The sequence below is a fragment of the Streptomyces longhuiensis genome (assembly GCF_020616555.1).
Classification (GTDB): domain Bacteria; phylum Actinomycetota; class Actinomycetes; order Streptomycetales; family Streptomycetaceae; genus Streptomyces; species Streptomyces longhuiensis.
In genome coordinates this window covers 1652918-1675582 of sequence record NZ_CP085173.1, presented here as the reverse complement: position 1 = coordinate 1675582, position 22665 = coordinate 1652918, and the positions used below count along the sequence as shown (strand labels likewise).

Sequence of the window (22665 nt, the reverse complement as noted above, 5' to 3'; positions counted from 1 at the left end):
CGTATCCCTGGTGCGTTCCCTGCTTGCGCACCGCGACGGTGGCTGACCACTTCCCGGAGTGTCGTCGTTCGCCGGCGGCTCGGGGTGTCAGTGATCCAGACGCGTTCTGTCCATCTCGGGGCGGATTCCGCCGAGGGCACGGCGGACGTCGGCCGCGCAGCGGCGGAGGCACTGCGGGACGGTGTGCGGCCCCGCCCTTATGTGCACACCGGTGGGGGTGTGGGCGTACGGCGACGCCGACGGGGTCGTCGACGAGAACGCCCCGCTGAATCCGCCGAGCCACTGCCTGGCTGATGGAGAACGAGAAGCGGGTGCTGTCCCCGGATCCCCGAGGGTCCGCCGATCTCTCACGGGAGTATGCCGACCGTCGATCGCCATGCACCAACTCGCCTTCCTAGGAGCCGAGTTGTGGTGCCGCCTGCGTAGGAGTCGTGAAGGGTTCGCGCACGATTCCCGGGATTCGGTCACAGGAGCGGAAAACTCGGAGCGCTCACTCGGCGCTTCCGAACAAGTCGGGCGCCGACCATGCGATGGGAGACCGATCAACGATGTTGACTCTGGCACGGAGCAGAGTGCGCACGGCCGCGCTCGCGCTCGCGGCCGTCGCGGCCCTCGCCTTCGGCGCGACCGCCACGACCGGCGCGGCGGCTGCCCCCGCCCCTTCCCCCGCGAAGGCGGGGCCCACCTCGGTGGCGTACATCGAGGTGAACAACAACAGCATGCTCAACGCCGGCAAGTACACGCTCGCCAACGGCGGCGGCAACGTCTTCGACGTCGCCGTGATCTTCGCGGCGAACATCAACTACGACACGGGCACGAAGGCGGCGTATCTGTCCTTCAACGAGAACGTGCAGCGCGTCCTCGACAATGCCGCCACGCAGATACGCCCGCTGCAGCAGAAGGGCATCAAGGTCGTCCTCTCGGTGCTCGGCAACCACCAGGGCGCGGGCTTCGCCAACTTCCCGTCCCAGCAGGCGGCTTCGGCGTTCGCGAAGCAACTGTCGGACACCGTGGCCCAGTACGGCCTCGACGGCATCGACTTCGACGACGAGTACGCCGAGTACGGCAACAACGGCACCGGCCAGCCCAACGACAGCTCATTCGTGAACCTGGTGACGGCACTGCGCGCGAACATGCCGGACAAGATCATCAGCCTCTACAACATCGGCCCGGCCGCGTCGCGCCTGTCCTACGGCGGCGTCGACGTCTCGTCCAAGTTCGACTACGCCTGGAACCCGTACTACGGCACCTGGCAGGTCCCCGGCATCGCACTGCCCAAGTCGAAGCTTTCGCCGGCGGCCGTCGAGATCGGCCGGACCTCGCAGAGCACGGTCGCGGACCTCGCCCGCCGCACCGTCAGTGAGGGGTACGGCGTCTATCTGACGTACAACCTCGACGGCGCCGATCGCAGCGCCGACGTCTCCGCGTTCACCAGGGAGCTGTACGGCAGTGACGCCGTCTACACGCCATAAGGCGTCCGCACGCCCCGGCACGCGGTGCCCCCTCGGGGCCTGCCGCATCCCATAGGGCGGCGACCCGTGCAGGCCGCGTTTTCGACAACGATGTCGGAAGCGCGGTCGCACAGCGTGGCCACGTCGGTGTCGCCCGCTCCCTTCGATCCTTGCGGGTCAGGTCCGATGACCGGATCGCGAGCGCTTGGGGCTCGGTCTCAGGGCAGCCAACCGCCAGGAAGACATCGGTCGCGTGGATGGCGTTTCTGCATGTGGGCGGTACTTATCCCGCCGCTGCCAAGGGTGTGATCTCGTGCGGCATCACGATGACCTCGTCGGCCGCCTCGGCCGGCCGGTCGAACAGTGCGGCATGGTCGGGCTTGACCTCGCTGTTCGCGGAGTCGGCATGTTCGGCGGTCCCGGCGTCGGATCGAGTGGCCACCCCGCCTGACCACCACGCTGCAGAGGTGGGGCTCCGAGGCCCGCATGGTGCGGTTCTCGGCGACGGCCGAGCGCATCCAGGTGGGGCGCCTGTGCCGCGGTCCCCGAGTGGTGGTGCATGTGCAGGGTGGTGGCGTGCGAGGAACTACAGCATGGACGCGTAGATATGACTATTTGAGCTGAATGAGAAATGGATCTGCATTTCCTAAGAGGCAGTGTTCTGCGGTGATTTGGCGGTTTCGGAAGGTGAGGATCAGTGCGTGCCCGGCCGAACGGTCCGGGCAGTGCCGGGGCGTCAGCCCCGGTTCGTAGGGAAAGGTCTGAACATGATCAACGGGTTGAAGAGGGCCGCGGCCCTGGGGGCGGCGACGGTGGCGCTGGCCGCGGGCGCGGTCGTCGGCACGGTCGGCACCGCGTCGGCCGCTCCGCAGGACCACCGCCCGCCGGTGGCGTCGCACCACTGCGTGAAGGTGGCGGGCCACTGGGCACGGCAGTGGCACCCGGCGTTCCGGGACCGGCACCACCGCTGGCACCCCGGCCAGTGGACCCGCGTCTGGCGTCCCGCCCATCAGGAGTGCCACCGCGGCCCCCGTGGCTGACGCCGGCACCCGCCCGTAGGGGGCGGCGATCCGAACAGGAACCGGTCCCGGCGCGTCCCTTCGAGAGTGTGCCGGGGCCGGTTCGTCGTGTCGCACCCGCTCTTCAGGCCGTGCGTGCCGGAGCCGCGCCTGGCCTGCGAGGCGGCGTGCCGGTCCGCAGGCGTATGTTCGTGCGCCCCGGTGAGGGTTGCATCGCCCCGTCTGCCTTGGCCTGCCCGACCAAGAAGACCTCGCTTCGTGTCGGAACTCCTCGCTCGATGCCGCCTCGGGGTGGTCATCCACGGCTGCGAGTCACAGGCGGCCTGAACGCATCCCGGCGAACCGATGCGCTCGCAGCACTGGACGAACCCGAGCTTCTGGGCCGAGCAGGTCACGAGGAGGTCTTTCCTCTGCTTGCGATACACGGCCTCACTCGCTGCTGATCTATAGAAACGCGCGAGACCTCCTGATGCGAAGCCGAGTCGGTCAGTACCTGGACCGGTTCTTGGGACCTGGCGCCGTCGGGTGGGGCTCACAGGCGACGGCAACGCCGGCTTCCCCGTCGCCCTCCAGGCCAAGGACCTGCGTCTAGGCCTTGAGACGGCACAGACGAACAACGTGCCGTTGCCTGCCGCGTCCGGCGTGCTCGGCCTGTGCGCCAAGGCTGTGGCGCATGGCGAAGAGGCGAACGGCAACCACACGCTCAGTCGTGTGCGCGGTCGTCTGGCCAACGTGCGAATCGCCGAGCCCGCGGAGCAGGGGCAAAGCCGTCGACGCCCACGCCGCCGGCTTCCTGCCGCCGGGCACCCTCCCTCCGCCGTCACGGACTGCGGAAGCGGCAGGGTCCGGGCGTCGGCGATGAGTTCTCGGGTCGTACCGGGTCCATGGAACAGTGACCGCCGACGAGAGGACCGCTCATGCCCACCGCCGAGACCCCGCGGAACCCCGATGCCGCCCCGCCGATCACGGATACGGAACGGCAGACCGGATCGGGCAAGGTGCTCTGGCACTTCACGATGTCCCTGGACGGCTTCGTGGCGGGGCCGGGGCATTCCATGGACTGGATGACGGGCGTCACGTCGCGGCCCGGCCTGATCGAGGAGTACGCGCAGACGACCGGCGCCGTGCTGGGCGGCCGGGACGGCTGGGACGCCTACCCCGACGCGAGCGCGACCTACGGCGGCCGGTGGCAGGGGCTCGTGTTCGTCCTCACCCACCGTCCCGAGGAGCTGAAGCCCGCAGACGGCGTGACGTTCCTCGACTGCGACGTGGCCGAGGCGGTCCGGATCGCTCTGGATGCCGCCGGGGGCAAGAACCTTGAGGTCCTGTCACCCACGATCGGCCGTCAGCTCCTGGAGCGCGGGCTCATCGACGAGATCGACCTGCACATCGCGCCGGTCCTGCTCGGCGACGGGATCCGCCTGTTCGACAACCCCGGCGGCGCGCCGGTCCGACTCGGCCTCGTCAACGGCAGCGACCCGTCGCTCGTGGTGAACGTGCGCTACCGCCCGGCCACCGCCGTTTGAACCGTCGGCATCGATACCGTCGCCGTGTCGCCCGGCAAGGGTTCTTCGGGACGCGCCGCCTCTATTGTGTTGCCGCTCGTGTCCCATCTCGGTCACACCTCGGGGGAAACACATGAACGCCTGGAATCCGGGCGGGCAGCCGCCCTACGACCCACGTGCGGGGCACCAGCCCCAGCCCGGCCCGTACCCGCCACCGCCCCAGGGCCCGTACCCGCCACAGCCGCCCGACGGTGGTCACCCGCCGCGGATCCCGCACCCCTACGTGCCCCAGCCCTACCCGCCGCACCCCGGCCCGCCGGTACCGCCCGGCCCCTTCCGCCGGCTGTGGGTGAGGATCGGCCCCATCCACACCGCCCGCAGGGTGTTCAAGCCGTCCCGCCCCGGCATGGTGGACGACGCCCTCGTCGCCCGCGTCCAGAAGATCCGCACGCTGGTCGGTCTGGGCGCGCTGGTGTGGATGTCGTTGGCGTACAAGGTGGCCCAGTCGGTGAGTGACATCGCCGACGACCGGCTGAGCCAGTCCTGGAACAGCGTCCTGATGCTGTCGGTGACCTTCCCCGTCGCCGTGGGTGTCCTGCTCGCTCTCGCCGCGCCCTCCGCCCGCCGTGAACTGCTGCGCCGGGCCGGCAGGTGTTTCGGCGCGATCGTGGCGATCGTGGCGGCGGTCGCCGTGTTCCCGGCCGCCGTGCTCTCCGGTTTCGTCGACGGCCGGTTCGCCACCGGTCCGGCGATGGCGGTCGTCACCTACGGCGTGACGATCCTGACGTTCCTGTGGGTGGTGCCCTTCATCTTCTGGGGCATCGGCCTGGCGCTCGTGCACGTCTTCCGCACCGCGGACATCCACGAGACCGTGCCGCCGCTGCTGGCCATGACGCTGGTGTGGGAGATGACGCTCGTCGACCTGTTCACCGACGCCTACGCGGGTGTGCCGGGCCCCCTCCGGGTGCTGCTCATGCTCGGCGCCCCCGTCTCGGTGACCGCCGTCGGCCTGTGGGAACTGCACCGGCTGCGCGTCCACCACGGCATCGCGGTCCGGGACATGCTGATGCGGCAGCCGGGTTAGCCGGGTTAGTCGGGTTAGTCGAGTTGGCCGGGTTGGCCGGGTTGGCCGGGTTGGCCGGGCCGAGCGCACTGCGCCCGGTGACTCGTCGATCGCGAGCGTACGTTCGTACATTCTGGAGGGTACGATCGTACGCATGACGACGACGGACCACTTTGCCGACGACCCGCGGACGAACCTGGAGCGCATGCTCGCGGGTGACCTCTACATCGCCGACGATCCGGAGATCGCCCGGCGTCAGCAGCGGGCGATGCGGCTGGCCGCCCGCTACCAGGACGCCTTCATCGAGGACGCCGACAAGGCCCGGCCGATCCTGGCCGACCTGCTCGAGTCCGTGGGAGAGGGCGTCGAGGTGCGGCCGCCGCTGTACGTCGACTACGGCGGCAACATCACCATCGGCGCCCGCACCTTCGTCAACTACCACCTCACCGCGCTCGACGTCGCCCGGATCACCATCGGCGAGGACTGCCAGATCGGACCCAACGTCCAACTCCTCACCCCCACCCATCCGGTGGAACCGCAGCCCCGCCGCGACAAGCTGGAAGCCGCGCTGCCCATCACCATCGGCGACAACGTCTGGCTCGGCGGCGGGGTCATCGTGTGCCCCGGAGTGACCATCGGGGACAACTCCGTCATCGGCGCCGGAGCCGTGGTCACCAAGGACGTCCCGGCGAACGTCGTGGCCGTCGGCAACCCCGCCCGCCCCGTCCGCACCCTCTGACCGGCGCCCCATGGCTACCGGACGCACGGACCCACAGCGCCGCGAGCGCATCCTCACAGCCACCCTCGACCACATCGCCGAACAGGGCGTCGCCGGGGTCTCCCACCGCAAGATCGCCGTACGCGCCGACGTGCCGCTCGGCTCGATGACCTACCACTTCGCCGGCATCGACGACCTGTTGCGCGAGGCCTTCACCCGGTTCGCCGACGAGATCGTGGCCGTGTTCGAGCGGCACCTGGCCGACGTCGGCACCCCCGAGCGGGCCCGCGAAGCCGTCACCGACCTCATCCACGCGCTGTCCGCGGGCTCGCGTCGCGATCTCGTCCTCACCCACGAGCTCTACGCCCTCGCCGCCCGCCGCGACGAGTACCGCGAACTCACCCACGCCTGGATGGCGCGCAGCCGCGACCTCCTGGAGCGGCACTTCGACGCGGACACCGCCCGCCAACTGGACGCGCTGATCGAGGGGTTGGTCCTGCACCGCTCCCTCGACACCGCCCCGCAGAGCCGCGAGCTCACCCGGGCGGCCGTGCTGCGCATGACCTCCGGCTGATCTCCGGCCGGCCCTCGGCGCGCAGCCGGCATCGAGCCGCCCGTGGGGTGCGGACCTGACCCTGCACCCCACGGGCTCCCATCCGCAGGCCTGCGCACTAGTGTCTGAACGCCACCGCCAGGACACGGTGGCGTTCGACGAGGAGGGTGGCCGCGATGACGCAGCAGTTCGGTGACTACCAGCACGAGATCTACTTCAACGCGCTCGGGGGTGTCGTCCCCGAGCTGCCCATGGGCTTCGCGGAGTTGGAGCAGCGGGCGAGCGAGGCGCTCGCGCCGTCCGTGTGGTCGTACGTCGCGGGTGGCGCGGGCGACGAGTTCACCCAGCGCGCGAACGTCACCGCGTTCGAACAGTGGGGGCTTGTTCCGCGCATGTTCGTCGGGGCGAGCAAGCGGGACCTGACCGTCGACCTCTTCGGACTGAAGCTCGACAGCCCGCTGTTCATGTGTCCCGTCGGTGTGATCGGGCTCTGCGGGCAGGACGGGCACGGGGACCTGGCGACGGCACGGGCCGCCGCGCGCACGGGGGTTCCGATGGTGGCCTCCACCCTGTCCGCCGACCCCATGGAGGACGTGGCCAAGGAGTTCGGCGACACCCCCGGCTTCTTCCAGCTCTACACGCCGACCGACCGCGACCTCGCCGAGAGCCTCGTCAGCCGTGCCGAGGCGGCCGGCTTCAAGGGGATCGTCGTCACCATGGACACCTGGGTCACCGGCTGGCGGCCCCGCGACCTGTCCACCGGCAACTTCCCCCAGCTGCGCGGCCACTGCCTCAGCAACTACACCTCCGACCCGGTCTTCCGCTCCCGGCTCCCGCAGGGCCGCGCCGATGACACGCAGGCCGTCGTCATGCAGTTCGCGAGCGTCTTCGGCAACCCCCTGACGTGGGACGACCTCCCCTGGCTGCGCTCGCTCACCAACCTTCCGCTGATCGTCAAGGGTCTGTGCCACCCCGAGGACGTACGACGCGCCAAGGACGGCGGCGTCGACGGCATCTACTGCTCGAACCACGGCGGACGGCAGGCCAACGGAGGGCTCGCCGCCATCGACGCCCTGCCCGACGTGGTGGAGGCCGCCGACGGTCTGCCCGTCCTGTTCGACTCGGGCGTGCGCTCCGGGGCCGACGTGGTCAAGGCGCTCGCCCTCGGCGCGACGGCGGTCGGCATCGGCCGCCCCTATGCCTACGGGCTCGCCCTCGGCGGCGTCGACGGCATCGTCCACGTGCTGCGGTCCCTGCTCGCGGAGACCGACCTGATCATGGCCGTCGACGGCTACCCGACGCTCGCCGACCTCACTCCGCAGGCGCTGCGTCGCCGGCGCTGACCTCCGGCGGGTGGGGCGCGGCCCGGTCCAGTTCGACGCCGAACTGGGCCCCGGCCAGCAACGCCAGGTTCGACACCCACAGCCAGACGAGGAAGACGATGCCCCCCGCCAGGGAGCCGTAGAGCTTGCTGTAGGTGCCGAGCTGCGAGGCGTAGAACGTGAAGCCGGCCGACGCGACGAGCCAGATCAGCGCGGCCAGCAGACCGCCCGGCAGGCCGTGCCGCCATCCTCGGGCGGCGGGCGGCCCCGAGCGGAACAGGACCAGGACGAGCAGCGCCACCAGGCACAGCAGGGCGGGCCACTTGAGGAAGTCCCAGGCCGCGGCGACCGTGTCGCCGAGCCCGAGCCAGTGCCCGAGGGACTGGGCGAGGGATCCGCTGAGCACGAGGACGAGCGCGCTGGTCACGAGGAGCGCGAGCAGGGTGCAGGCGGTCAGCAGGATGCGGTGGGCCTTGCGCCACACGGGCCTCGTGTCGCGGACGCCGTGCAGCGTGTGCAGGGCCCGGCGGAACACGGCCGAGTAACTCGACGCCGACCACAGGGCACTGACGGCGCCCGCGATCGTCACGGTGAGCGCGGCGGACCGCTCGTGTGCCATGTGGCGGAGCGACTCGTGCAGGGCGGCGCCCGACTCGGCGGGCGCCCAGGCCGTCACCTGCGCGATCAGGGCGTCCGTCGTCGCCGGGCTGACCAGGCCGATGAGCGAGACGGTCACGAGCATGGCGGGCAGCAGGGCGAGGATCGCGTAGTACGTCAGCGCCGCGGCCCAGTCCGACACGTCGTCGCTCCACATCGACACCGGCGTGCGACGCAGCGCCGCCCACAGCCGGGGCCAGGACATCGACGTGTCGCCCGGCACGGGGCCGTGGTCGTCGTCGCCTTCGTCGGCGGAGGCGGACGTGGCGGAGGAGGGGACGGTTCGGGTGACCTGGGCCGTCGGCCGGGTTCCCAAGGCGTGCTCGTCTCGGTCGGAGGGCGCCCGACGGGCTCGGCGGGAGTGCCGGCGCGCGCGGGACATGGCCCGAGATCATCTCATCGCCGGACCCGCGGCCTGCCGGGGGAGTCGTGGATCAGGGGCGTACGGGGACGTTTCGCGTGGTCCAGTCGGCGAGGACGCGCGCGCAGTCGGCGACCGTCTCGCGCCACGTCCTGGCCGCGCCGTCGCCCGCCTCGTCGCTGACGTGCTTGACGATGCGCAGCGGAACACCGGCCTGCTGGGCGGCGGACGCGAGAGCGTAGCCCTCCATGTCGACGAGCGGGGCGTGCGCGGCCAGGCGGGCGCGGGCCGCCTCGTCGGAGATGAAGGAGTCGCCGGTCGCGAGGACGGGCCCGCCGTGGTCGGGCAGGTCGATCGGCGCACCGTAGACCTCGCCCGTCAGGGAGGCGAGCACGGCGTTGTCCAGGTCGTGCTGGATCACGGAGCCGATGACGTGGGTGCCCGTCCAGCCCGGTCGCAGCGCACCCGCCGTGCCCAGATTCACGATGCCCGAGGGGCGCGGGCCGCGGGCCAGGACGGTGGCCAGCGCGGTCGCCGCGTTGACCTTGCCCATGCCGGTGAGCAGGACGGGGAGATCCGTGTCGAGGAACTGCGCCTCTTCCTTCACGGCCAGCACGAGCAGGGGGCGGCCGGCGGTGATCTCACCTATGAGTTCCATGCGGCAACGGTAACTGCGGGGCGGTCGCCCACCCGCAGCCGGGGCACGGAACGTCCGGTCAGGGGCTGCGGACCGCGCCGCGCGCCACGGGGGTCAGCAGCATTCCGATGGTGAGCCCGACCGCGAGATAGACGCCGGCCGTGCCCACCTTCGTCACGAGGGCCACCGACGTGGTGAAGGGCAGCAGCACCATGACGAGTGTCGCCAGCGCGACGAGCCAGGAGAAGAACCGCCCGGGCTGCGGTGTGCCCAGGCACAGGAGGTGCAGAAGCAGCGTCGCGACGAGGGCCGCGACGGCGGCGCCGCCCGCGAGCAGTCCGGTGGACGCGTCGCCCATCGCGCCGTCGCGCTCCGGCGCGAACACGGCGACGCCGAGGACACCGCGGACGAGGAGCACACCGGCCACCGCGGTCAGCGCGGCGACGAGCGCGGTCATCAGGCCGCCGGACCAGATCTTGCGGGCGTCGACGCGTGGCTGCGGGGGCGCAGGCGGTGGGCTGTCGACGTACGGTCCGTACGCGGGGTAGGGGTGTGCCGGGTCAGGCCCGTAGAGCTGGTGCGGATCCTGCCCGTAGCCGGGGTCCTGGCCATCCCTCGGGGCTGCTCTGACGGGTCATGTGTGCATGGATGTTCTGTCTGTGGACGGGTTGTCAGTGGCCTCGGCTATGTTGCTCACAAGAGCCGAAGGGGGTGGGCCGGGTGATTCGTGCGTACAGGTTCGTCATGCGGCCCACGGTGCGGCAGGCTCAGGCGCTCGGTGAGATGCTGCGTGATCACTGCTCGCTCTACAACGGCGCGTTGCAGGAGCGCCGTGACGCCTACCGGCACGCCTCGAGGACCAGCATCAAGTACGGGCAGCAGTCCGTCCAGCTCAAGGACATCCGCGCGTTTGACCCGGAGTGTCAGGGACGTTGGTCGTTCAGCTCACAACAGGCCACGCTCCGGCGGTTGGACAAGGCGTTCGCGGCGTTCTTTCGCCGGGTCAAGTCCGGTGAGAAGCCGGGCTATCCGCGTTTTCGTGGGGTGAACTGGTTCGACACGGTGGAGTTCCCGAAGGACGGGGACGGCTGCCGGTGGGACAGCACGCCGCACGATCCGGTGACTCGCGTCCGTCTTCAAGGTGTCGGGCACGTCAAAGTGCATCAGCACCGGCCCGTGGCAGGCAAGGTCAAGACGGTCAGCGTGAAGCGTGAGGGCCGACGCTGGTTCGTCGTGCTGACCGCCGAACAGGTCCAGCCCGAACCGCTTCCCGCGACGGGCAGCGTGATCGGCATCGACCTGGGCATAGCCAACTTCGTCGCCACCTCTGACGGCGGATTTATCCCCAACCCGCGTCACGGGGCGAGGAGCGCCGCGAGGCTCGAAGCCGCACAGCAGGCCTTGTCGAGGTTTCCGCGTGTGCGCCGTGACAGGCGGACGGCCAACCATCGGCGAGCGGTCGAGAAGGTCGCGAAGCTGCACCGCAAGGTGCGCCGCCAGCGCCTCGACCACGCACACAAGACCGCGCTTGATCTCGTGCGTGAACATGATTTCATCGCGCACGAGGACCTCAAGATCCGCAACATGGTCCGGCGTGCCGCGCCGAAGCCCGACCCTGACACGTCGGGCGCCTTCCTGCCCAACGGGGCCGGCGCGAAGGCCGGACTCAACCGCTCGATCTGCGATGCCGGATGGGGGGTGTTCCTGACGATCCTCGCCGCCAAGGCTGAAAGCGCCGGACGGGAAGTGATCGCCGTGGACCCCCGCAACACCTCCCGCCAGTGCCCCGAATGCGGGCTCACCAGCGCGGAGAACCGGCCCACACAGGAAAAGTTCCACTGCATCTCGTGCGGCCACCAGGAGCACGCGGACACCGTGGGCGCCACCAACGTTCTACGGGCCGGGCTGGTCCGTCGCGAAGCCGCACCGGCGTAGCGAGAAGCCCCCTCATTATGAGGGGGAGGAGTCACGAGGAACTTCCCCCTCCGTCCGAACACGTGGCTCCGGCCAACACAGGGGCGAATGCGTGGCGCGAGCGGGCACGGGTCGAATGGACGGTCCGGAGGAACCCGTGGGGTCAGGTCTTGGCTCCTGCGCGGGGTGTGAGGCCGAGCAGCCGCAGATACATCGCCGTCAGATCGGCGACCGCCTGGTCCCGGCAGGCCGGGTCGGTGGCCACGGCCCGGGCGAAGCCCGCGACCATACCGGCCGCGGCAGTGGCCACGGACTCCGGCGAACCGGCCGGCTCGGCCAGGCCCTGGCGCACCAGACGGGCGATGTAGCGCGCGGTGCGCCCTCGGGGGCGGTCGCTGATCTCGTCGCGGAGCACGCGCATCGCCGGATCCGTGAGCGACTGGTGTTCGAGCACGGTCATGAACGCGAGGTTGTCCACATAGGCGTCCAGGAACGCCGCGTTGGTCCGCTCGGCGAGCTGGTACGGGTCCTCGGCTTCGGGGTCCGCCGCTTCCTGCGCCGCGAGGAACCGGTCGCGCAGATCGGCGGCGAGCACGGCGAAGACGTCCTGCTTGGAGGCGAAGTAGACGTAGAACGTGGCGCGGCCGACGTCGGCCTGTGCCGTGATGTCGGCGATCGTCGTGCGGGCGTAGCCCCGCTGCTCGAAGACCGTGCGGGCCGCCGTGAGCAGCCGGGCGCGGGTGGCGCTGTCCTGGCGGTCGAGCTTGTCGCGCACGGTCCAGGAGTTTCTCGCGATCGGCATGGCCCCAGCTTATTGACGTTGACGACGGCGTCAACGCAGACTGGGCCCGCCAGTGCCGTTGACACCAGCGTCAATGTCACTGGCGCGTCGGCAGGTCCGGCACGCCCGGAACCGTCAGGTACGGCCCGATGCCGTCACGTACAGAAGGCCCGCGTCAGGGGCCCGTGGAGGAGACGTCCGATGACAGGTGTGCTGATCGCCAACCGGGGCGAGATCGCGGTCCGGATCCACCGCGCGGCGACGGCGCTCGGCCTGCGGACCGTGGCCGTGCACTCCGCGGACGACCGCTCGGCGGCCCATGTGCGGCTGGCCGACGAGGCCCACCTGCTCAAGGGCGACGGCGTGGCCGCCTATCTCGACGCGCGCCAGATCGTCGGGATCGCCGGGCGCGCGGGCTGCGACCTGGTCCATCCCGGCTACGGGTTCCTCAGCGAGAACGCCGACTTCGCGAAGGCGTGTGCCGAGGCGGGGCTGACCTTCGTGGGGCCCACCCCGGAACTCCTCGCCCTCTTCGGCGACAAGGCGAGCTCACGGGCGCTCGCGGTTCGGCACGGTGTGCCCGTCCTCGCGGCGACCGGCGCCCCGACCTCGCTCGCGCAGGCCTCGGAGTTCCTCGCCGGCGTGCGTGACGGTGTCATGGTGAAGGCGGTCGCCGGGGGAGGCGGCCGCGGCATGCGCGCCGTGCACGACGCGGCGGACCTCGCCTGGGCCCACGAGCGCTGCCGCTCCGAGGCCGAGCGCGCCTTCGGCAACGGCGACGTCTACGTCGAGCAACTGCTGCCCCGCGCCAAGCACATCGAGATCCAGGTCGTCGGGGACGGCACCGGCCAGGTGACCCACCTGTGGGACCGGGAGTGCTCGGTCCAGCGCCGCAACCAGAAGCTGATCGAGGTCGCGCCCAGCCCGTGGCTCCCCGCGCGCACGCGTGACCTGCTGATCGAGGCCGCGGTCACGATGGCTTCGGCGACCCGGTATCTCGGCCTCGGGACCTTCGAGTTCCTCGTCGACGCGGACGACCCGGACGCCTTCCACTTCATCGAGACCAACCCGCGTCTCCAGGTCGAGCACACCATCACCGAGGAACTCACCGGCGTAGACCTGGTGGCCACTCAACTGCGCCTCGCCCAGGGCAGGACCCTCGCCGAACTAGGCCTCCTCCAGGAGGACGTACCGCAGCCGCGCGGCTTCGCGATCCAGACCCGCGTCAACCTCGAAGAGCTGTCCGCGGACGGCACGGCCCGCGCCTCGCAGGGCACGCTGACCGCCTTCGAGGCACCCGGCGGCCCCGGGGTGCGCGTGGACACTCACGGCCGCGCGGGCCTGGAGATCAAGGGCTCGTACGACTCCCTGGTCGCCAAGGTGATCACTCGTACGGTCCGGGGCGACTTCGCCGACGCGGCCGGGAAGGCGGCCGGAGCGCTCGGCGAGTTCACGCTCTGCGGAGTCCCGTCGAACCTGCCGCTCCTGCGCGCCGTCCTGCGCCACGAGGCCTTCCGGGACGGCACGGTGACGACCGCCTTCGTCAACGAACACCTCGACAAGCTCGTACCGGGAGCCGCACCGTCCCGGGAGAGTCATGGCTCGGTCCTCACCGCGCTCTCCGCGGGCAGCGTCGTCGACGTCTGCGTGGAGCCGGGCGCCGAGGTGGCGGCCGGCGCGCCACTGGTCGTACTCGAGGCGATGAAGATGGAGCACGTCCTGACGGCGCCGCGCGGGGGAGTGGTCCGCGAGGTCCGTGCGAGCGTCGGGGACGTCGTCCCGGCCGGCGCCGAACTCGTCGTCTTCGCACCGTCGCAGGGCGAGGAGAGCGTCGACGAGGCGGCGGCCGAGGTCGATCTCGACGTCATCAGGCCCGACCTCGCCGAGGTCGTCGAGCGCCATCGCGTCACCCTCGACGAGGCGAGGCCGCAGGCCGTCGAACGCCGCAGGCGCACCGGCCACCGCACCGCACGCGAGAACCTCGCCGACCTCTGCGACCCCGGCACCTTCACCGAGTACGGCGCCCTGGCGATCGCCGCGCAGCGCCGCCGCAGGACCCTCGACGACCTGATCGCCGCGACACCGGCCGACGGCATCGTCACCGGCGTCGCCCAGATCAACGGCGCCCGGTTCGGCGACCGGCGCGGCCAGTGCGCCGTCCTCGCGTACGACTACACGGTCCTCGCCGGCACGCAGGGGATGCTCAACCACAAGAAGACCGACCGCATGCTCGAACTCGCCGAGCGGCAGCAGATACCGGTCGTGCTCTTCGCCGAGGGCGGCGGCGGACGCCCCGGTGACACCGACATGCTGGCGGTCGCCGGGCTCGACGTCCCCACGTTCGCCACCCTCGCCCGCCTCAGCGGGCAGGTGCCGACGGTCGGCATCGTCGCCGGGCGCTGCTTCGCGGGCAACGCCGCGCTCCTCGGCTGCTGTGACGTCGTCATCGCGACCGCCGACGCCACCGTCGGCATGAGCGGCCCCGCGATGATCGAGGCGGGTGGCCTCGGGCAGTTCCTGCCCGAGGAGGTCGGACCGATGCCGGTCCAGGTCCCGAACGGCGTCGTCGACATCCTGGTCGACGACGAGGCCGAGGCCGTGGCGGTCGCCAAGAAGTACCTCTCGTACTTCCAGGGTGACTTGAGCGACTGGGACTGCGCGGACCAGCGCCTCCTGCGCCACGTCGTCCCCGAGAACCGGCTGCGCGCGTACGACGTCCGGGAGGCGGTCGCCCTCCTCGCCGACACCGGCTCGGTCCTGGAGCTGCGCCGCGAGTTCGGTGTCGGCGTCATCACCGCACTCGTACGCGTCGAGGGGCGGCCGATGGGCCTGGTCGCCAACAACCCGCAGCATCTCGGCGGCGCCATCGACAGCGATGCCGCCGACAAGATGGCCCGGTTCCTGCAACTCTGCGACGCCCACGGCCTGCCCGTGATCACCCTGTGCGACACCCCCGGGTTCATGGTCGGCCCGGACGCCGAGAAGACCGCGACCGTACGGCACTTCAGCCGGCTCTTCGTCGCGGGAGCCCACCTCGGCGTGCCGGTCTTCTCCGCCGTCCTGCGCAAGGGCTACGGCCTCGGCGCGATGGCGATGACCGGCGGCGGCTTCCGCGCCCCCGCGGCGATGGTCTCCTGGCCCACCGGCGAGATCGGCCCGATGGGCCTCGAAGGCGCCGTCCGGCTCGGCTACCGCCGCGAACTCGAGGCCATCGCCGACCCGCAGGAGCGCCGGGCCGCGTACGAGGCGCTGCTCGCGGAACAGTACGAGCAGGGCAAGGCGCTCAACGCGGGGACGACCTTCGAGGTCGACGACGTGATCGACCCGGCCGACACCCGCCGCTGGATCAGTACGACGTTCGCCCAGCACCCCACGCATCCGCACCCGCGCTCGTCCGAGGGGCGAACCCCCCGTCGCTTCGTCGACACGTGGTGACGCCCGTGCGGTGAAGGTCCAGGTAGGTCAGGTCGGGACAACAACCGAGGAGCCGCATGAAGATCGAGGAGTACCTGGAGGATCTGCGCACCCGTCAGGCCCGGGTCCGCCCGCACGGCACACCGAACGACGTCGTGTACCCGCTCGGCGAGATCTCCGTGCCGGACCATGTCGCGCACTGGGCGCGGCTGCGCCCCGACCGGGCCGCGGTCGTCTTCGAGGGCCGCACCGTCACCTACCGCGAACTGGACGAGCTGAGCCGCCGCCTGGCGGGACACCTCGCCTTGGAGGGGGTCGGCGCGGGCGACCGGGTCGCCGTCCATCTGCCCAACTGCCCACAGTTCCTGATCGCCTTCCTGGCCGTGCTGCGCCTCGGCGCGGTGCACGTGCCGGTCAACCCGATGTTCCAGGGCGCCGAACTCGCCCACGAACTCGAGGACTGCGGCGCCGAGACCGTCGTCACCCTCGACACCTCGCTCCCGCTGCTCGCCTCCGTACGCCAACAGACCGCGGTGCGGCGGGTGTTCATCACCTCGCTCACCGAGATGGCCCTGGGCGCGACCGCACCGGATGCCGTGGCGATCGAAGGGCTCGTGGTCCACACCTGGGCGCAGGCCGTGGCGCACGAGCCGGTCGACGGTGCCCCGGCCGACCTCGATGCCCTGGCCGCCCTGAACTACACGGGCGGCACGTCCGGCCTCCCCAAGGGCTGCATGCACACCCAGCGGCACATGATCTACACCATCGCCACCAGCGCCGCGGCCACACGCCAGACGGCCGACGGCGAGGTGGTGGTCCTGTGCTACATCCCGGTCTTCTGGATCGCGGGCGAGGACCTGGGCATCCTCAACCCCCTGATGCTGGGCGGCACTTCGGTCCTCATGCCCCGCTGGGACCCGGCCCGCGTCCTGCGGGCGATCGACGCGCACAAGGTCACCACGATGGTCGGCACCGTGGAGAACTACCTCGAACTCCTCGACCGGCCCGACTTCGCCTCGTACGACCTGAGTTCTCTCGTCGACCCCCTCTGCACCTCGTTCATCCGCAAGCTCGACGTCGGCGTCCGGCGGCGCTGGCAGGCCGCCGCGGGCGCCCACTCCGTCCTGCGCGAGGCCGCGTACGGCATGACCGAGACGCACACGATCGACGTGACGCCCTACGGGTTCCAGGACGGGGACCAGGATCTGCACGCCGAACCCGTCTTCTGCGGACTGCCCATGCCCGGCACGGACATCGCCGTGGTGTCGCCCGTCACCGGCGAGCCGCTGCCGCTCGGCGAGGCGGGCGAGATCGTCGTCCGCAGCCCCTCGGTGACGACGGGCTACTGGAACAAGCCCGACGCCACGGCGCGGCAACTGCGAGACGGCTGGCTGCACACGGGGGACAACGGGCGGATCAACGACGACGGCTGCCTGCACTACCTGGGCCGCGACAAGGACCTCATCAAGGTGAAGGGGATGAGTGTCTTCCCCGCGGAGGTCGAGATGCTGCTGTGCCGTCACCCCGACGTGCACACGGCCGCAGTCGTCCCGGCCGCCGACCTCTCGAAGGGCCAGATCCCGGTGGCTTTCGTGACCCTTCGTCAAAAGGGCGCGGTGGAGGCCTCGGTGCTTCGTGACTGGGCGCGCGAGAGCATGGCGACCTACAAGGTTCCCCTCGTCGAGATAGTCGACGAGATGCCCATGACGACGACCATGAAGATCCGGAAGGTGGATCTGACGGCCCGCGCGCAGCAGCTCGCCGACGACCGCTGAAGGGCCGTGTTCGCGCGCGCCTCAGGTCTTCGGCATGAGTGTGTGCAGCAGATCGATGCACTGCCGCAGGTCCGGCTCCGGCGAGGCGTGGTCGCCGGCGGTGCCCAGTGACCACTGCTCCAGCGCGGTGCGGGTCACGGCGAGCGCGATGCCGGTGAGCAGGCGGGGCCGGGGGTCGGCCGGAGGGGCGGCCATCCGCTCGGCCACCGCCTCCCTCGCCTGTTCCTCGAAGGCGTCGAACCGCGCGTGGAGCGCGGCCCGCAGTTCGGGATGCCGGTCGGCGATCCGGAAGGTGGCCTGGACGAGTTCGCGGTCGGGCACGACATCGTCGGTGATGTGCGCGGACAGGACGTCGAGCAGTTCGGTGAGCGTGGCCCGGGGCGCCGGGTCGCCGTGCGCGAGGCGCCGGTGGAGCGCGTCAGGCAGCGGGGGCGGCCCGATGGTGAGCGCCGACTCCTTGCTCGGGAAGTAGTTGAAGAACGTGCGCGGCGAGATCCCGGCGGCGGCACTGATCATGTCGACCGTCACCCCGGCCAGGCCGTGGCCCTCGACGAGCCGTACCGCGGCGGCGTGGATCGCGTGCTCGGTCTCGCGGCGGCGCCTCGCGCGAAGGCCCTCGCCTGCAGCGGACGTGCGGACCGGACTGGGCATGGCGACAGTCTCGCAGGTCGCACGACGCGCCCGTACAGGGCCCCGCGGGCGGCCCCGCAGGCCATCGGACGACCCGGGTCAGAAGTAGCCCTTCTCGCCGTCGAGGAGCTCACGGATCGCGTCGAGGTGACCCGCGTGCCGGGCGGTCTCCTCGATCATGTGGAGGAGGATCCACCGCAGATTCGCGGACCCGGCGCGGAAGTCGGGGTGCCGGCCCGCCTGGTCGAGGGAGTGCGCGGCGGTGATCTCGTTCGACCGGGCGTACTGGCGGGTGTACTCGCCGAGCAGCTGGTCGAGGGGAACGTCGTCGACGAGCATGTCGGCGTCCTCCGGCCCGTCGTCGAACTGGGGTCCCTCGGCCGCGCCCCCCATCAGCATGACCTCGAACCAGCAGTGCTCGACCCACCGCAGATGCGACACGACCCCCGCCACGGTCATGGCGGGGGACGCGGGGAGTACGGAGCGATGGGCGTCCTTCTCGGAAACGCCCTCGCACTTCCACTCGACGACGGCGCGCTGCATGTCCAGCCACGCGACCAACTGCGTTCGCTCGTCGGCGTCGTAGGGAGGACGTATGCGAGGAGGAGGAGTCATGGGTGGGGACGCTACTGGCCGGGTCGCCCCTTCCGCACGGCAATTTCCTGTGGGTGGCTTCGGGGCGCCTTACGCCGCGGGGCGTGGCGAGCGTTCCTTGGCGGCCGGGACCGAGGTGGGGCGGGCCTCGGGGCGGGGCTCGGGGCGGGGCTCGGGGCGGGCCTCAGAGCGGGGCTCAGGACGGAACTGCGGCCGTGGTGGGGCGGGCGGCGCGAGGGCCGGTCGAACGGTCGTGGGCGCGGCGGTGGCCGGGCTGGACACGGATATGGGAAGGCGTACCCGCCTCGGGGCGGATATGACGTGGCAGTGCGGGGCGCCGAGGCGTTCGCCCAGCCGGCGCACGTCCCTCGGCAGGTCGCGTCGCCAGGCCATGGCGACCACGGGCGCGAGCAGGGTCAGCGCGCCTGTCAGGCGGCACCGCACCGTGAGGCGCAGGAGGGTGCCGCGGGGGCGCGAGGAGAGCGTGAACGAGTACAGCGGCGTCTGGGCGCCGAGGGCGTTCCACATCCGGTCGCCGCGGAAGACGAGGTGCTCGCCCGGTACGTACGCCACGCACTGGAGCAGCTGGTCCCGGTGGCGCCCCGGAAAGCGGTACACATGGGCCACGCCCGGACCTGCGGGCTCCGAGCTCTCGGCGACGGAGTCGACACCCGAGAACCAGAGTGCGAGATTCCGTGCGTCGGAAAGGAAGTCGTACACCTCAGTGACGGATCGGCCGATGTGGACGTCCACGGAAATCTCTGGCATCACGCACCTCCCCGGCGCCCGTCCGGTCGTCGGCGCGGTGCCGACGGGTACGCACCCCACGGGCTCTACATTCCAAACGTGCGTGCGGATCGGCTCCACGACATCTCGGGTTAGCCCGAACGGGTGATGGGGCAGGCACGTACGGTGGTCGCCTGCCCGGAACACCGCCTGCCATGCGGCCCGGGGCGGCCGGGGGCGTGAGGGAGGTGCGGGGGAGGTGTGAGAGAGGTGGGGCCGGGCCCTCACCGATCGAGGGACCCGGCACCGGACGTGTTGAACGTTCGTTAAAGCTATGCCTTGTGTGTCCGCCGCAGCTCCGCCTTCAGGACCTTTCCCGCGGCCGAGGTGGGCAGCGCCTCCAGGAACCGCACCTCGCGCACCCGCTGGTACGGCGCGACGCGGGCGGACACGTGCGCCATCAGCTCCTCCGCGAGAGCCGGGCCGGGGGCCGGCGAGGCATCCGGACGCGCCACGACGTACGCCGCCGGTATCTCGCCCGCGTCGGCCGCGGGAACCCCGATCACCGAGACCTGCGCGACCGCTGGATGGCCGCTGAGGATCTCCTCCAGCTGGCCCGGATACACGTTGTAACCCTTGTAGATGAGCATGTCCTTGGCCCGGCCCACGATGTAGACGTGGCCGCGCTCGTCGCACCGCGCCAGGTCGCCGGTGCGCAGCCAGCCATCGACGAACTGCTCGGCCGTCAGCTCCGGGTGGCCGTGGTAGCCCGCCGTGATCTGCGGGCCGCGGGCCCACAGCTCGCCCGTCTCGCCGTCGGGCACGCAACTCCCGCTCTGCACGAGGTCGCGGATCTCGACCTCGGTGTCGAAGACGGGCAGGCCGACCGACCCGATCGGGACCGGGTCGTCGGGGTCGACGATCCCCGAGGTGACGCCCATGGTGGCCTCGGTCAGTCCGTAGCCCTCCACGACGCACGCGCGGGGGAACAGCGTCCCCAGGGCCCGCAGTGTCGTCGTGTCGATGGGCGCGGCGCCCGAGTTGACCACGCGGACCGCGGGGAGGGCGCGGCCCTGTGCGGCGGGGGCGGCGAGCAGGGCGTGGAAGAGCGCGGGGGACCCGGCGATCTGGGTGGCCTCGAACTTCTCGGCGAGCTCCAGGAACCGCTGGGGGTCGAAACGGCCGGCGAGGACGCTCGTCAGTCCGGCGAGCACGCCGATCGACTGGCCGACCAGGCCCATCGCGTGGAAGAACGGCGCGACGGCGATCGAGACGCCCTGTCCGGGCTGGTTCGTGTACTCGGTGGCCGCCTCGGCCACCGGGTCGAGATGGACGCCACCGTCGGGGTCCACCGCGGGCACGGCGGCCGCGCGCCAGCAGGTGAACTGGAGGCAGTTCGCCACGACATGACGGTGCAGCACCTCGACCGCCTTCGAGCGCCCCGTCGTGCCGCCCGTGAAGGACAGATGGGCGACCGCGTCGGGCGGGACGCGCGGGCCGGGCTCCGGGGCGCCCGCGAGCAGCTCGGCGAGCGGCACCGTGCCGTCCGCGCGCGCCGGATCGCCGGGCGCGACGGCCGACGGCGGTACGACGGTGATCAGTTCGAGTCCGTCGGTGCCGGCGGCGAGGAGCGCCGGGGCCGTGGCCGGGTGCGTCACGGCCGCCCGGGCCCCCGCCTCGTCGAGCTGTGCGCGCAGGGCCGCCGGGGGAAGGGTGGGGTTGAGGGGCGCCACGACGGCCCCGGCCAGCAGGATCCCGTAGTAAGTGACCGGGAACCAGAGGGAGTTGGGCTGGTGCAGTGCCACCGTGTCGCCCTCGGTGATGCCGCGCTCGCGCAGCCCCCGCGCGAAGCGGAGCGCCTGCTCGTGGAGCTCCGCGTAGGTCAGTGTGTCGTCGCCGTCGCGCAGGGCGACCCGGTCGGGGTATCTCCTGGCCGAGCCGGCGAGGATGTCCCCGACGGACGCCTCCGGGTAGGAGAGGTGGGCCGGCATGCCCTTCGGATGGCGACGGATCACGCGGCAACTCCCTGGTCGACGGTGCGACGGGTGTGCAGTCAGAACATTCGTTAAGCTACGGTCCCCGTCGGCGCGTGTCCAGACGTCTGCAGCAGGGCCCGGTTGGGCGTCATCGAAGCGGTGCCCTCCGCGCACAGCCTGCCCGCCGCGTCCTCGACGGCAGCCCGCACCAGCGTGCGGAGGCGGCCCGGCTTGAGCACCGTCCCGACCACTTTGTACGTGGCGCCCGCCCGGAGCGGGCGCAGGTATTCGATGTTCAGGCTCATCGTCAGGAACGGCGTCAGCGGTTCGCTCCCGGACATCACGGTGGCGCCGCACGCCTCGTCGAGCGTGGTCGCGACGAAGCCGCCGTGCACGACACCGCCCCGGTTGAGGAGGGACTCCCCGGGGTTCCAGGTCATCTCCACCCGGCCCTTGTCGACCTGAGTGATGCTCAGGCCGAACTGTGTGTAGGGGACGTGCGGCGAGTGTTCCAGCTCCTCGGCGAGCGTGCGGATGCGGTCCAGGCCGGTGCCGGCGCCCCAGGCGAAGTCGAGCATGTGGAGTGGATTCCTTCCGGTTGTGCTGTGGGGGCAGGTGGAGTCAGGTGGCCGCGGGCCGGTGGCGGATCAGTGCCTCCTGCAGCACGGAGGCGACCAACTGGCCGTCCTGCGACCAGAGTTCACCGCGGGACATCGCGCGGCCGTCGGACAGGTTCGTGGTGTGCTGGGCGTACAGCAACCAGGCGTCGGCGCGCGCGGGGCGGTGGAACCACATGGCGTGGTCCAGCGACGCCAGCATCACCCTCGACCGGCGGGCGCTCCGCGCACCGTGCGGCTCCCAGGGCAGCGCGGCCGTGGGGGAGATCGTCAGGTCCGAGAGGTACGCGAGTGCGGCGGTGTGCAGAAGGGGCTCGTCGGGCAGCGGCCGCGCCGCCCGCAGCCAGCAGCGCCGCCGGGACATGCCGTCGGCCCGCGCCGCCAGCTCATCGGCGTCCGCCTCCACGAGCCGCAGGTCGACAGCGCGGGGGATGACGGATTCCGCGTAGCGCTGCGGGTGCTCCCGCGCCATCACCTCGTACGGGGCCTCGCAGTCGTCCGGCACCGGTGCGCCGGGCATCTCCGGCTGGTGGTCGAGCGCGCTCTCGGGCTTCTTGAACGAAGCGGAGAGGCTGAGCACCGTCATGCCGTCCTGGCGCGCGGCCACCTGCCGGGCCGCGTAGGAGGCCCCGTCCCGCAGCCGCTCCACCTCGTACGAGACGGAGGCCTCCGGGGCGACCGAGCGCAGGAAGTAGGCGTGCAAGGAGTGCGGTTGCCGCCCGCCGTCGACCGTGCGCCCCGCCGCGAGCAGAGCCTGCGCGAGCGTCACCCCGCCGAAGGCCCGCGGCGGCCGGCCCATGTGGGGCATGCCGCTGAAGGCGCTGCCCCCCGACGCCTCGAGACCCAGTAGCTCGCCGAGGGGAAGCGGGTCCGCGTGGTCGGGCGTGGCATCCGGCTGCGCCACCGCGAGTTGGTTGTATTGAGCACCCATGGTCGGCATGCTGCCAGCCCC

The 22665-nt window shown here is 71.3% G+C and carries 21 protein-coding genes; 10 read left to right on the top strand and 11 right to left on the bottom strand.

The genetic code is table 11. From position 1 onward, the window contains the following. The first annotated feature begins 548 nt into the window (after positions 1-548). Complete coding sequence (locus LGI35_RS07970) at positions 549-1472, top strand: endo-beta-N-acetylglucosaminidase H (protein ID WP_227293195.1); 924 nt, start codon at positions 549-551, stop codon at positions 1470-1472. Between the two features lie 262 nt (positions 1473-1734). Here the strand turns inward: LGI35_RS07970 and LGI35_RS07965 are convergent, their stop codons facing one another. Then, on the bottom strand, positions 1735-1893 hold the full coding sequence (locus LGI35_RS07965) for a hypothetical protein (protein WP_227293194.1): 159 nt from the start codon (positions 1891-1893) through the stop codon (positions 1735-1737). A 325-nt stretch (positions 1894-2218) separates the two neighbouring features. Here LGI35_RS07965 and LGI35_RS07960 point away from each other — a divergent pair, with 325 nt between their 5' ends. The 6 genes from LGI35_RS07960 to LGI35_RS07935 all read left to right on the top strand — a co-directional run bounded on the left by LGI35_RS07960 (position 2219) and on the right by LGI35_RS07935 (position 7652). Next, complete coding sequence (locus LGI35_RS07960; protein ID WP_227293193.1) at positions 2219-2491, top strand: hypothetical protein; 273 nt, start codon at positions 2219-2221, stop codon at positions 2489-2491. Positions 2492-3387: 896 nt separating this feature from the next. After that, complete coding sequence (locus LGI35_RS07955; protein WP_227293192.1) at positions 3388-3996, top strand: dihydrofolate reductase family protein; 609 nt, start codon at positions 3388-3390, stop codon at positions 3994-3996. A 112-nt stretch (positions 3997-4108) separates the two neighbouring features. Further along, positions 4109-5059 carry a hypothetical protein gene (locus LGI35_RS07950; RefSeq protein WP_227293191.1) on the top strand — a complete coding sequence of 317 codons (951 nt, stop codon included), beginning with the start codon at positions 4109-4111 and terminating at the stop codon, positions 5057-5059. 133 nt (positions 5060-5192) lie between these two features. Next, on the top strand, positions 5193-5777 hold the full coding sequence (locus LGI35_RS07945) for a sugar O-acetyltransferase (RefSeq protein ID WP_227293190.1): 585 nt from the start codon (positions 5193-5195) through the stop codon (positions 5775-5777). A 10-nt stretch (positions 5778-5787) separates the two neighbouring features. Further along, positions 5788-6330: a TetR/AcrR family transcriptional regulator gene (locus LGI35_RS07940; protein ID WP_227293189.1), complete on the top strand. Its 543-nt coding sequence runs from the start codon at positions 5788-5790 to the stop codon at positions 6328-6330. A gap of 155 nt (positions 6331-6485) precedes the next feature. After that, positions 6486-7652 carry an alpha-hydroxy-acid oxidizing protein gene (locus LGI35_RS07935; RefSeq protein ID WP_227293188.1) on the top strand — a complete coding sequence of 389 codons (1167 nt, stop codon included), beginning with the start codon at positions 6486-6488 and terminating at the stop codon, positions 7650-7652. Here the strand turns inward: LGI35_RS07935 and LGI35_RS07930 are convergent. The 3 genes from LGI35_RS07930 to LGI35_RS07920 form a co-directional block, all read right to left on the bottom strand. Continuing rightward, on the bottom strand, positions 7621-8493 hold the full coding sequence (locus LGI35_RS07930) for a YihY/virulence factor BrkB family protein (RefSeq protein WP_227300240.1): 873 nt from the start codon (positions 8491-8493) through the stop codon (positions 7621-7623). The genes LGI35_RS07935 and LGI35_RS07930 overlap by 32 nt on opposite strands. A gap of 229 nt (positions 8494-8722) precedes the next feature. Then, positions 8723-9307: a nucleosidase gene (locus LGI35_RS07925; protein ID WP_227293187.1), complete on the bottom strand. Its 585-nt coding sequence runs from the start codon at positions 9305-9307 to the stop codon at positions 8723-8725. Between the two features lie 58 nt (positions 9308-9365). Then, the gene (locus LGI35_RS07920) at positions 9366-9761 is read right to left on the bottom strand and encodes a DUF6069 family protein (RefSeq protein WP_227300239.1); all 396 of its coding nucleotides are present in this window, start codon (positions 9759-9761) and stop codon (positions 9366-9368) included. 245 nt (positions 9762-10006) lie between these two features. Between LGI35_RS07920 and LGI35_RS07915 the strand changes: the two genes are divergently transcribed. Next, positions 10007-11221, top strand: a complete 1215-nt coding sequence (locus tag LGI35_RS07915) for an RNA-guided endonuclease InsQ/TnpB family protein (RefSeq protein WP_227293186.1) — start codon at positions 10007-10009, stop codon at positions 11219-11221. A gap of 142 nt (positions 11222-11363) precedes the next feature. Here LGI35_RS07915 and LGI35_RS07910 read toward each other — a convergent pair whose 3' ends face one another. Continuing rightward, positions 11364-12002, bottom strand: coding sequence for a TetR/AcrR family transcriptional regulator (locus tag LGI35_RS07910; protein ID WP_227293185.1), 639 nt, complete (start codon positions 12000-12002; stop codon positions 11364-11366). Between the two features lie 180 nt (positions 12003-12182). Between LGI35_RS07910 and LGI35_RS07905 the strand changes: the two genes are divergently transcribed. After that, positions 12183-15416, top strand: coding sequence for a carboxyl transferase domain-containing protein (locus tag LGI35_RS07905; protein ID WP_227293184.1), 3234 nt, complete (start codon positions 12183-12185; stop codon positions 15414-15416). A gap of 56 nt (positions 15417-15472) precedes the next feature. Then, a complete protein-coding gene (locus LGI35_RS07900) occupies positions 15473-17170 on the top strand; it encodes an AMP-binding protein (protein ID WP_227293183.1) in 1698 nt (565 codons plus the stop codon). Positions 17171-17191: 21 nt separating this feature from the next. On the opposite strand, the gene LGI35_RS07895 is transcribed toward LGI35_RS07900, so the two are convergent. From LGI35_RS07895 to LGI35_RS07870, 6 genes are all read right to left on the bottom strand, one after another. Then, on the bottom strand, positions 17192-17821 hold the full coding sequence (locus LGI35_RS07895) for a TetR family transcriptional regulator (RefSeq protein ID WP_227293182.1): 630 nt from the start codon (positions 17819-17821) through the stop codon (positions 17192-17194). 78 nt (positions 17822-17899) lie between these two features. Further along, positions 17900-18415, bottom strand: a complete 516-nt coding sequence (locus tag LGI35_RS07890) for a DinB family protein (RefSeq protein ID WP_227293181.1) — start codon at positions 18413-18415, stop codon at positions 17900-17902. Positions 18416-18484: 69 nt separating this feature from the next. After that, a complete protein-coding gene (locus tag LGI35_RS07885) occupies positions 18485-19162 on the bottom strand; it encodes an SRPBCC family protein (RefSeq protein ID WP_227293180.1) in 678 nt (225 codons plus the stop codon). A 290-nt stretch (positions 19163-19452) separates the two neighbouring features. After that, positions 19453-21135 (bottom strand): class I adenylate-forming enzyme family protein, encoded by a 1683-nt coding sequence (locus LGI35_RS07880; protein ID WP_227293179.1) that lies wholly within the window; start codon positions 21133-21135, stop codon positions 19453-19455. 50 nt (positions 21136-21185) lie between these two features. Then, positions 21186-21674 (bottom strand): PaaI family thioesterase, encoded by a 489-nt coding sequence (locus LGI35_RS07875; RefSeq protein ID WP_227293178.1) that lies wholly within the window; start codon positions 21672-21674, stop codon positions 21186-21188. A gap of 43 nt (positions 21675-21717) precedes the next feature. Continuing rightward, the gene (locus tag LGI35_RS07870; protein WP_227293177.1) at positions 21718-22644 is read right to left on the bottom strand and encodes an acyl-CoA thioesterase; all 927 of its coding nucleotides are present in this window, start codon (positions 22642-22644) and stop codon (positions 21718-21720) included. Positions 22645-22665 lie beyond the last annotated feature (21 nt).

What these genes read in the sequence shown, in the direction of transcription:
- LGI35_RS07945 (WP_227293190.1), top strand. Translation starts at nt 5,193, where the DNA reads ATGACGACGACGGACCACTTTGCCGACGACCCGCGGACGAACCTGGAG.
- LGI35_RS07960 (WP_227293193.1), top strand. Translation starts at nt 2,219, where the DNA reads ATGATCAACGGGTTGAAGAGGGCCGCGGCCCTGGGGGCGGCGACGGTG.
- LGI35_RS07890 (WP_227293181.1), bottom strand. Translation starts at nt 18,415, where the DNA reads ATGACTCCTCCTCCTCGCATACGTCCTCCCTACGACGCCGACGAGCGA.
- LGI35_RS07930 (WP_227300240.1), bottom strand. Translation starts at nt 8,493, where the DNA reads ATGTCCTGGCCCCGGCTGTGGGCGGCGCTGCGTCGCACGCCGGTGTCG.
- LGI35_RS07970 (WP_227293195.1), top strand. Translation starts at nt 549, where the DNA reads ATGTTGACTCTGGCACGGAGCAGAGTGCGCACGGCCGCGCTCGCGCTC.
- LGI35_RS07905 (WP_227293184.1), top strand. Translation starts at nt 12,183, where the DNA reads ATGACAGGTGTGCTGATCGCCAACCGGGGCGAGATCGCGGTCCGGATC.
- LGI35_RS07950 (WP_227293191.1), top strand. Translation starts at nt 4,109, where the DNA reads ATGAACGCCTGGAATCCGGGCGGGCAGCCGCCCTACGACCCACGTGCG.
- LGI35_RS07935 (WP_227293188.1), top strand. Translation starts at nt 6,486, where the DNA reads ATGACGCAGCAGTTCGGTGACTACCAGCACGAGATCTACTTCAACGCG.
- LGI35_RS07870 (WP_227293177.1), bottom strand. Translation starts at nt 22,644, where the DNA reads ATGGGTGCTCAATACAACCAACTCGCGGTGGCGCAGCCGGATGCCACG.
- LGI35_RS07900 (WP_227293183.1), top strand. Translation starts at nt 15,473, where the DNA reads ATGAAGATCGAGGAGTACCTGGAGGATCTGCGCACCCGTCAGGCCCGG.
- LGI35_RS07885 (WP_227293180.1), bottom strand. Translation starts at nt 19,162, where the DNA reads ATGCCAGAGATTTCCGTGGACGTCCACATCGGCCGATCCGTCACTGAG.
- LGI35_RS07875 (WP_227293178.1), bottom strand. Translation starts at nt 21,674, where the DNA reads ATGCTCGACTTCGCCTGGGGCGCCGGCACCGGCCTGGACCGCATCCGC.
- LGI35_RS07925 (WP_227293187.1), bottom strand. Translation starts at nt 9,307, where the DNA reads ATGGAACTCATAGGTGAGATCACCGCCGGCCGCCCCCTGCTCGTGCTG.
- LGI35_RS07910 (WP_227293185.1), bottom strand. Translation starts at nt 12,002, where the DNA reads ATGCCGATCGCGAGAAACTCCTGGACCGTGCGCGACAAGCTCGACCGC.
- LGI35_RS07895 (WP_227293182.1), bottom strand. Translation starts at nt 17,821, where the DNA reads ATGCCCAGTCCGGTCCGCACGTCCGCTGCAGGCGAGGGCCTTCGCGCG.
- LGI35_RS07940 (WP_227293189.1), top strand. Translation starts at nt 5,788, where the DNA reads ATGGCTACCGGACGCACGGACCCACAGCGCCGCGAGCGCATCCTCACA.
- LGI35_RS07955 (WP_227293192.1), top strand. Translation starts at nt 3,388, where the DNA reads ATGCCCACCGCCGAGACCCCGCGGAACCCCGATGCCGCCCCGCCGATC.